Origin of the sequence: Sphingomonas sp. CFBP 8760 (assembly GCF_014841615.1) — a bacterium.
Taxonomy (GTDB): Bacteria; Pseudomonadota; Alphaproteobacteria; order Sphingomonadales; family Sphingomonadaceae; genus Sphingomonas.
This window is the reverse complement of the sequence record NZ_JACYUG010000027.1, coordinates 24,172-30,690: the sequence shown is the minus strand read 5'-3', so window position 1 is coordinate 30,690 and position 6,519 is coordinate 24,172. Positions and strand designations below refer to the sequence as shown.

Below are 6,519 nucleotides of genomic sequence, written 5' to 3'. Positions count from 1 at the left end.
CAGCACGCCCGTGTGAATCCCCTTCGACTCAGGTCGGCCGGAAAACGCTCTAAGTCAGCAATCAGAAACCGAATGCCGCAATCTTCCCACGAACGACCGCCACCCTGACCGGGGTGTTTTTGGTCCCGCCCTTATCAGCCAAGCACGACATTATTGCTTCAACCCACCTGCCGTCTCCGGTTTTGACAGAATCCAGGCCGAGCATGGTCGAGTCGACCAGCTCAGATGACAGCACAGGCTTTCCAACCGAGCATTTCCGCTGCGAAAGCCTCAGCAGCACGGTTTCCGCTTCAGCCATCGGACCCGCAATATCCCCGGCGCCAAAAACCGCATCCGGGGTACGCAAAGCGCGGATGGCGACGACATCGCCATCAGTAAGGGCTTTGAGAAAAGCAGTTGCCACGGCAACCGGTTCGGTCTGCGCTGCTGCTGACGCTGCCCATATCAGGCCGGTGATCATAGCGGCTGCTCGAAAGTGCATGTGTTCCTCACCCCATGACAGGCCGCAGCCCAACTTTAGAGGCCTGCCTTGGCTGCCACTCATAGCCTATGGGTGTCCTACTCCCACCTGCATTTCAGCCAGCCGACGAACTCCAAGCCGCGGTCGTTCATAACCCAATACCGATATCCCGTGTCCGGGTCATACCGAGGCGGTCGATCTCAAGGTGACGCTCCGGGATCCGCTGCTCCAACGCCCGTGCCAGCCTTGGCTGCTGCTCCATGCGCTCGGCCAGCCGTTCCCGCTTACGCTCCGCCCGCCAGCTGCCGTCTTCGTCGCCTGCTCTGGCACGCTCCGCCGAGGCGGCACGCCAGTCGGCGACGAAGCGCGCGGCATAGTCTGCCCCCCTGCCCGCCCGCACCTGCCCTTCATCGACCCAGGCCCGCCACGCCGCCTCAGTCCGACCGCTGGCGATGTCACGGCCGAGCTCAGGCATTCGATCGAGCACCGTCCGGACATCCTCGGCACCGCCCGGCCGCAACTGGTCGAGCCGATCGGCACTGGCATGCATGGCGCGAACATCGTCGCGCTCCGGCCACTCGCGGCGCTGGTGCGCGGTCTCCACCGCGATGAAGGCACGGGCATAGTCCCGGATCGCCGCCATCTCAGCGGCACGCGGGTCAGGCAGCTGGATCAGCGCCTCGTCGGCGGGAGCGGCCGCCACGATGCCCTGCCCGACGACATCACTCGCCGCGGTCTTCTCACCGCTCTGCTTGCTGGCGACCTTCTCGAGCCGCTTCCCGTCATCGACGACCAATGTCACGCCCTCGCGCATGCGGGTGGCAAGCACGCGCAGCAAGCTGGTAGTGATGAGCCTGCCCTCGCGACTGTCGGCGACGACGATGCCGAGATCGCTAGTCGCACCCTGGGCGGCATGAGTGCTGGTGGCATAGGCAAGGTCGAGCCGCTTGAGCATCGGATCACCCCGCTCGAGCCGCAGCTCGCGGCCGTCCGCGGTCGCGACGGTGAGCGCATCGGGCGCGACCCGGGTCAGGCGGGCGGTGTCGGCATTGACCAGGCCACGATCATGGTCGGTGGCGGTCCAGCGCAGCGGGTCACCGGCATAAAGGGTAATGCCCTGACGCTCGTACACCCGCACGAAGTCGTCGACCCGGTTGGCGGCAAGCCTGCCCGGCCGGAACTGCTCCTGGCGGCCGCCAGGCCGGCGCAGGGTGACGACGGCGCCGGTCACGCCCACCACCACCGCAAAGCCAGGGCGAATGCCTTGGGTCGGCACGCCGCGGCTGAACTCGACGATGCGGTCACGCGGGTAGTGCTCAGGCGCACGCTGCTCCTCGCGGGTGAGATGCACCGGCGACAGCACCTCGAAGCGGGCAGCCGTGCCCTGCAGCTCGCCCGCGGCCAGACGCCGGCGCTGGACCTCGTCGTTGATCTCGGCACGCAGCTGCCGGCCCGATGCATAGATGCCGGTGCGGGCCCGATCTGCCGGCGACAGCGCCATCCAGCGGTCGGCGACGACCGCCGCGGCGGTACCAGGTGCCGCGATGGTGTCGGGCTGCAGCAGCCGCATCAGCTCAGGGACATGACCAGCTTGCGCCGCGGCATGGATGGCGCGCATCCCGGGCGTGGTGGCACGGACATTCTCGTCCATGACCGCAGTGCGGCTGCCGGCGCGCAGGATGACGTCGAACGGCTTGCCCGCCTGGACGGCGCCGAGCTGCTTGCGGTCACCGACCAGCACCAGCCGGCCGACGCCGTGCGCCTGGGCGACGTCGACCAACCGCTCCATCGTGCGGTTGTCGATCATCGAAGCCTCGTCGACGACCAGCATCGCGCCGCGCAGCGAGGTCCCCGGCCGGTACTCATGCTCGCGCAGGAACGACGTGATCGTCCGAGCCGCAACGCTGGTGTCGGCGCCAAGCCGGCGGGCGACGCTGTTCTGGATGGCAAGACCGATCACCTGCCGCCCTTCGGCCCTGGCGATCGCAACGACGGGCTTCAGCATCGACGACTTGCCCGCCCCGGCCACGCCCTGCACCGCGACGACGCGATCACGGGCGGTGAGGATGGTGGTGGCGGCCGCCAGCTGGCCGGTGTTGAGCTTACGGTTCATCGCCGCGAGTGCCGCTTGCTGGATGCGCACGCCGGCGTCGCCGGCGGCGATGATCGCGGGCACGGCATCGCGACCGGCACGGACACCAGCGACGATGTTGCGCTCGATGGCGACCGCCTGCTCGGTGGTCATCATCAGGCCGGCGTTATCGGCGATGAGCAGCCCGCGCGTCGCCAGCAGGGCGATACGCTGCTCGACCGCGGCAACCGCGACCGGTGCGCCCAGATCAAGCGCCGCCTTGAGCACGTCGCGCGCCGGAAACGCCGCCTCGCGTTCACCGAGATGACGGATAGCGGATGCCACCGCATGCGCGGCGACAAACGCATCGGGCCGCAGCCGCCCGGCCCGCTCAGGGACCAGCGGATCCGGCGCAGGGCCGATGCGGATGCCGAGCCGCTCCGCCAGCACGATCCCTTGCGCGGCAATACCACCTGCCCCCGCCACCAGCCGCTGCCACGTCGTCGGCGAACTGACCGCCCTCGCCTGCGCCGCTACCACCATCGCCGGCAGATCGACCCCCGCGCCCCGTGCCTGCTCAGCCCACTCCCCGCGCAGCACGTCACGGTCGAGCGCGGCCGGCTTGGCCGCCCGGGTGCTGAGCGTCACCGCCGAGCGTGCCTCAGGCGTGTGATGCGTCATCGCCGCCATGCCGGCATCGATCTCGGCGGAGCGGGTCGAGAACAGCGCGATGGTATCGCGGGGAATGCCGGCGATCTCGAACTGGCCATGTTTGGCAACGCGCTCGGTGACATAACCGAGCTGCTCGACCGCGGCGCGCAGCGTCGCGTTGTAGACCGAGGCAGCCGCGGTGTAGCCCGCCCACAGGGCATCATTGTGGAGCGCGTGCCAGCTGCCGTCAGGCGCCCTGGTCGCATTGGCGATGATCGCATGGATATGCGCCTGCGGATCGAGGGCGCGGCTGGTGTCGTGCTGGAACAGCGCGACGACGAGATTGCCGCTCCTTACCGCCTCTTGGCGGCCGTCGCGGCTGACCCGGGTCTCGGCGAGGTTGGCCTCCATCCACCCGATCGTCGTCCTGACCGCGGCCATATGCGCATCCAGCAGACGGACGTCACCACCGACATAGGCGAGCAGCGACAGCGATTTCGGCGCGGAGAAGGTGAAGTCGAGCCCGGCGCGGTGCTTGCCGTTGGCGCCGGCCGCGATGGTGTCGCCGCCCGGCAGCCTGCCGGCCAGCACCGCCTCGAAGGCCTGCTGCCCGACCTTACCCTCCAGTCCGAGCACTTCAGCTCCCTGCCCCATCCACAGGCTCGCCTCGGTGGCCTGACCGTCGGTGTAGTAATTGTCGGTGGCATAGTAGCTGGCGGCGCCTGCGGCGGAGCGGACGACGGCCGGGGTCAGCATCAGTCGACGATGCCCTGCCCGACCTCGATCGCACGCTTGCGGCTGGAGACGAGGATCTCGCAGCGGGTGAGCCGGCGGTAGTCGGCGAAGCGGTCGGCACGGTCCGCGCAGGCCTTCACCCGGCCATCGTTTTCGGCGAGCCGGTTGGTCGCATCCCAGTGGCGCAGCGGTCCCGCCCGCTGGCTGTAGCGCTCGAACAGCAGGTTGGAGGCGGCAACGCCGTTGCCCGGCTGCCCGAGTGCCACCTTGCTGATCGCAGCTGCGCCTGCACCGTTGCCGGGGACCAGCATCACCGCCAGCATGGCCGACAGCAGCCCCACAGAGGCCCAGCGTGCCTTGTCCGACCCCACCGGAGGCTCACTGGCTGGCGTCGGCGTCCACCAGCGTTGTGGCGCTGTCCTGAACCGATAGGCAGGATGACCGCCGGTCACTGTTGGTTCGTCGACGGTAAGCAGCGCCGGCGCCGGCGGCCTTACCGCCACGGCTGCAGGCGCCACCGGCACGATGTCGGTCGAGGTGGAGGGCACAGTGCTTGGGGTGGCTGCCGGCAGCAATGGCACCGGCGGCTCGTCCGTCACGGCGGCACCATCGCGCACCACGATCCCGCCCGCCTCGGCTTGGCGTTGATGCTTGAGACCCAGCTTCGCTAGCCGGATGATGGCGCCGCTGAACGTCTCGTCGGTGCGCTTGGACTCCTCCCGGATCAGCGCGTTTTCGTCCGCGCCGATCGAGATCGTGATCCGTTCGCGTTCACTCATGTCGCTGCTCCCGGTCGCGCCGCTCTGCCCCCCAATGGGCCTGCGTCCATGCGCTGCGGACCCACAGGAAGACCGCTGCGCCACGAAGCGCAAGCACCGTTTTCGCGTCATACCGGCATCATACCGGGTATGACATCATACGAACTGAGCTTACTGCCGTATGACGGCATCATACTCCAACAATATCAGCTACTTACCTGTGCTGGACACAGCGTGATGTGTGCTTCCTGAGCCCTGAGATTCCCAGTTTTGACGTGTTGATATTTGATGTATCCCGGAACCCGTTCTTGGCTTTCCACCGGGACCTTGGGCCGGCGTGATAGCCGGCCAGCAGACCGTGTTTCGGTCACGGCTTCCAATGCTTATCCGATTGATGCCGATAATATCTTTCGTCACTGCGTAGCTCGATCACCATACGGTCAAGGAGTAGGTCCGCATTGATTTAGCTTCTGTATGGTGAAGTGCCCCATGCTCGTGCGACAAGCCGACAAAAGGGCTTCAGCTCATCGGTTCATGTTCAAGCCACTGATACCTGTTTTTATGCATTACCGGTTGGAGCATATTGCCCTTTCTGAGCTTCCAGCCTGTTCAGAGATTCTATTTCTTTAATTTCAGTAGATTCGCGTGACGTAACCCATTGATATTAAATGCCTTTATGCCTCGTAACGTGACGTTTCGGGGGTTTAACGTGACGGATGGGGGGCGCAAGTAGTGACGAATCGGGGGGGCTATCGTGACGGATTGGGGGGGCTATCGTGACGGATTGGATCGCTCTTTCTGCTACCGCACGATCGATTTTCACAATCTGCATAAAAACAGGTTATTTCAGAGGGTTAGATAGACATGGGCCACCAGTCTTACGCATCGCCTTCTGTCGTATATCGTGACAAATTGGGGGGCCCTTTTAATGCCATATCGTGTCGTGACAGATTGACCTTTGTCACGTCACGATAGACAATAGGATATGGGACGAACTATCCGCCAGCGGCATTCCGCCGAAGGAATCGTGAAGCCTGGCGAACTGATCGACATTCGCCAAAGTGCTGCGCTTACCTTACATGATCGGCGTGTCCTCAACCTATTGATCGAGCATGCCGGACCAGACATCGCCTCCGATCGGCATCACCGTATGCCTATGGCACGCCTGCGCGGACCGGCTCATCGGGGCGGCGAGCGGGTACGGGACTCTATCGAAAACTTGATGAAGACCCTGATCCTGATCCCAACGCGTGACAGCAAGGGCAATAAGGCGACGACGCGAGTTCAGCTTCTCGCTAGCACTACAACCACCGATGACGAAGATAATCCCAATGGAGAAGTCGCCTATTCTTTTCACAAAGAAGTTCGCGATATTATATCTCGCTCGGACTATTGGGGACGCATCAAAGCGAGCGTTATGTTCGCGTTTTCATCGAAGTACGCACTTGCACTTTACGAAGCCATCTGCTTGCGAATAAATCTTAAGCACAACAACCAATTTTTTAAACCGGATGACTTTCGGGAATTGCTCAGCGTCGACCGCGATCTCCTGACCCGCTTCCCTGATTTCAAGCGGCGTGTGCTTGATCCGGCCCTAACGGAAGTGAACGCCCTTTCGGACTGCAATGTCGAAGTTGAAGTGATCCGCGAAGGAGGTCCACGTAGCGCGGTTGCCGGTTATCGGCTCCGCTGGGCTGGCAAAAGTTCAGAAGAATGGCAGGCGGCGATGGATGAACTGCTGCGTCCCAAAGTCGGCCGCAAGGCTCGTATCGATGGAAAGATCGAGATCACGAATTTTATGGACACCGGACCTCGCCTGATAGCCTCACGCAAGTAGGATATGC

4 protein-coding genes are annotated in these 6,519 nt (G+C 64.3%); 1 reads left to right on the top strand and 3 read right to left on the bottom strand.

The features are described from left to right. Positions 1 to 61: 61 nt before the first annotated feature. The 3 genes from IFT82_RS19125 to IFT82_RS19115 all read right to left on the bottom strand — a co-directional run bounded on the left by IFT82_RS19125 (position 62) and on the right by IFT82_RS19115 (position 4,696). Entirely contained in the window at positions 62 to 460 is a 399-nt protein-coding gene (locus IFT82_RS19125; protein WP_192129719.1) for a hypothetical protein, read from the bottom strand. A gap of 148 nt (positions 461 to 608) precedes the next feature. Next, on the bottom strand, positions 609 to 3,938 hold the full coding sequence (gene mobF / locus IFT82_RS19120) for a MobF family relaxase (protein ID WP_192129718.1): 3,330 nt from the start codon (positions 3,936 to 3,938) through the stop codon (positions 609 to 611). After that, the gene (locus tag IFT82_RS19115; RefSeq protein WP_192129717.1) at positions 3,938 to 4,696 is read right to left on the bottom strand and encodes a hypothetical protein; all 759 of its coding nucleotides are present in this window, start codon (positions 4,694 to 4,696) and stop codon (positions 3,938 to 3,940) included. Before IFT82_RS19115 ends, mobF begins: the two co-directional genes overlap by 1 nt. Before the next feature lie 1,006 nt (positions 4,697 to 5,702). Here IFT82_RS19115 and IFT82_RS19110 point away from each other — a divergent pair. After that, positions 5,703 to 6,512, top strand: coding sequence for a RepB family plasmid replication initiator protein (locus tag IFT82_RS19110; RefSeq protein ID WP_207105843.1), 810 nt, complete (start codon positions 5,703 to 5,705; stop codon positions 6,510 to 6,512). The last annotated feature ends 7 nt before the right edge of the window (positions 6,513 to 6,519 follow it).